This window comes from Flavonifractor sp., from assembly GCF_019422385.1.
GTDB classification, from domain to species: Bacteria; Bacillota; Clostridia; order Oscillospirales; family Oscillospiraceae; genus Flavonifractor; species Flavonifractor avistercoris.
Genome location: NZ_JAHZDL010000158.1, coordinates 1 through 2,362, shown reverse-complemented (window position 1 = coordinate 2,362; position 2,362 = coordinate 1). Strand labels below are relative to the sequence as shown.

Annotated in this window: 2 protein-coding genes; both read left to right on the top strand. The window is 63.5% G+C overall.

Features of this window, described 5'->3' with window-relative positions:
• Positions 1 to 209: 209 nt before the first annotated feature.
• On the top strand, positions 210 to 1,241 hold the full coding sequence (locus QZ378_RS12720; protein WP_291258534.1) for an ATP-binding cassette domain-containing protein: 1,032 nt from the start codon (positions 210 to 212) through the stop codon (positions 1,239 to 1,241).
• Entirely contained in the window at positions 1,234 to 2,007 is a 774-nt protein-coding gene (locus QZ378_RS12715; RefSeq protein WP_087240118.1) for a methionine ABC transporter permease, read from the top strand. The genes QZ378_RS12720 and QZ378_RS12715 overlap by 8 nt, the downstream gene beginning before the upstream one ends.
• Positions 2,008 to 2,362 lie beyond the last annotated feature (355 nt).

Genomic DNA, 2,362 nt, shown 5'->3' with positions numbered 1-2,362 from the left:
ATTTCCGAGGCGCATGTCCCCGGAAATGACGGATTTTCATTTGATTCCTGCGGCTACGGCCGCAGGAACTCTGCGAGGCTTTCCCTTAAGGAAGGTTTTTCGACAGCCTCAGCCCCGGAACCATCCGGTTCCGGGGCTTTTTCCTTGACAGGGGCCGTCGGTTGGCATAAAATAACGGGGATATTTGAACGTTAGAGGAGTCGGGGTCTGTGATCGAGTTAAGACACATTTCCAAGATCTTCCCCACGGCCGACGGCGATTTTCAGGCGCTGTCGGACGTCAGCCTGACCATTCAGGACGGGGATATCTTCGGCATCGTGGGCATGTCCGGCGCGGGCAAGTCCACCCTGGTGCGGTGCATCAACCTGCTGGAGCGGCCCACCGAGGGCCAGGTGCTCATGGACGGGATTCTGGAGGCGGAGGGCGGCGGCCCGGTGGATCTGTGCAGCCTGTCCCCCGCCCAGCTGCGGCAGGCCCGCCGGTCTATCAGCATGATCTTCCAGCAGTTCAACCTGCTCATGCAGCGCACCTGCCTGAACAACATCTGCTTCCCCATGGAGATCGCCGGGGTGCCCAGGGCGGAGGCCAAAAAGCGGGCCCTGGAGTACCTGGACATCGTGGGCCTGCCCGACAAGGCCAACGCCTACCCCGCCCAGCTCTCCGGCGGGCAGAAGCAGCGCATCGCCATCGCCCGGGCGCTGGCCTCCAACCCCAAGGTGCTCCTGTGCGACGAGGCCACCAGCGCCCTGGATCCCACCACCACCCGCAGCATTCTGAAGCTGATTCAGGACATCAACAGGCGCCTGGGCATCACCGCCATCATCATCACCCACGAGATGGCGGTGGTGGAGTCCATCTGCACCCACGTGGCCATCCTGGAGAAGGGCCGCATGGTGGAGACCGGCACGGTGGAGGAGGTCTTCTCCAACCCCAAGACCGAGGCGGGCCGCCGCCTGGTGTTCCCCGAGGGGGCCAACATCGACAAGTTCCCCGTGGCCGGCGTGGTGCGGGTGGTGTTCAACGGCGGCTCCTCCTACGAGCCCCTGATCGCCTCCCTGGCCATCGACTGCGGCGTGAAGGTGAACATTCTGGGGGCTGACACCCGCAACGTGAACGGCAAGGCCTTCGGCTCCATGCTGCTGGGCCTGCCGGAGGACAGAAATGAGGCCGCCAAGGCCATGAACTACCTGCGCGCCCAGAAGGATGTCACTGTAGAGGAGGTGCCCGACTACCATGCTTGACTTTTTCAACAGTCCGGAGGTGCAGGAGCAGTTCTCCCTCTTTCTGGAGCTTCTGCCCGGCGATGTGTGGGATACGGTGTACTCCACCGCCCTGGCCACCCTGTTCGCCTATGTGGTCGGCCTGCCCCTGGGTATCCTCCTGGTCACCGGGGAGGCCGGCGGCGTGCGGCCCCTGCCCCGGTGGTTCATGGCCGCCCTCAACTTTGTCATCAATATTCTGCGCTCCGTTCCCTTCCTGATTCTGATGATCCTGGCCATCCCCCTGTCCCGGCTGATCCTGGGCACCAGCGTGGGCACCGCCGCCATGATCCCCCCCCTGGTCATCGCCGCCTTCCCCTTCGTGGCCCGCATGGTGGAGTCCTCCCTGCGGGAGGTTGATCGCGGCGTGCTGGAGGCCGCCACCGCCATGGGGGCCTCCCCTCTCCAAATCGTGTGGAAGGTACTGCTGCCCGAGGCCCGGCCCTCCCTGCTCACCGGCGCCACCACCGTCACCATCACCATCCTGGGCTACGGCGCCATGGCGGGTTTCATCGGCGGTACCGGCCTGGGCGCCACCGCCATCAACTACGGCTACTACCGAACCCAGATCGTCCTGGAGTACTGCGCCGTGATTGCCCTGGTGATCCTGGTTCAGATTGTCCAGACCGCCGGCACCCGCACCGCCGTAGGCTCCGACAAGCGGCTCACCAAAAAGAGCCGCCGGAGGGGCCTGCGGGACGCCAACCGGCAGGTGAACCGGGACAGGCGCTCCCCCGGAGGCATGTAAAAATCAGCAGGATGGGCAAACCGCTTGGTTTGTCCATCCGCTCTTTTTGTGCAGACTGTCCAGTTGACAGATGGGGCCATTCGGTTGTAAACTAAGCACAACCCAAGCGGAACTGAATCACGCCCTACAAACGCGAGGAAGAGAAGAGTAGGCTGGAAGATACGGCACAGAGAGCCCGGATTGGTGGAAACGGGTACGGAAGGTCTGGCTGAAGATGGTCTCGGAGCGGCGCGGCTGACTGCGGAATCCATTCTGTACAGGCTGCGACGGGTGCGCCCGTCAGCGCGCAGGAGTATGATTGTACTCCATAAGGCCCCTGTCGTGAGGCAGGGGTGAAGCAAGGTGGTACCACGAA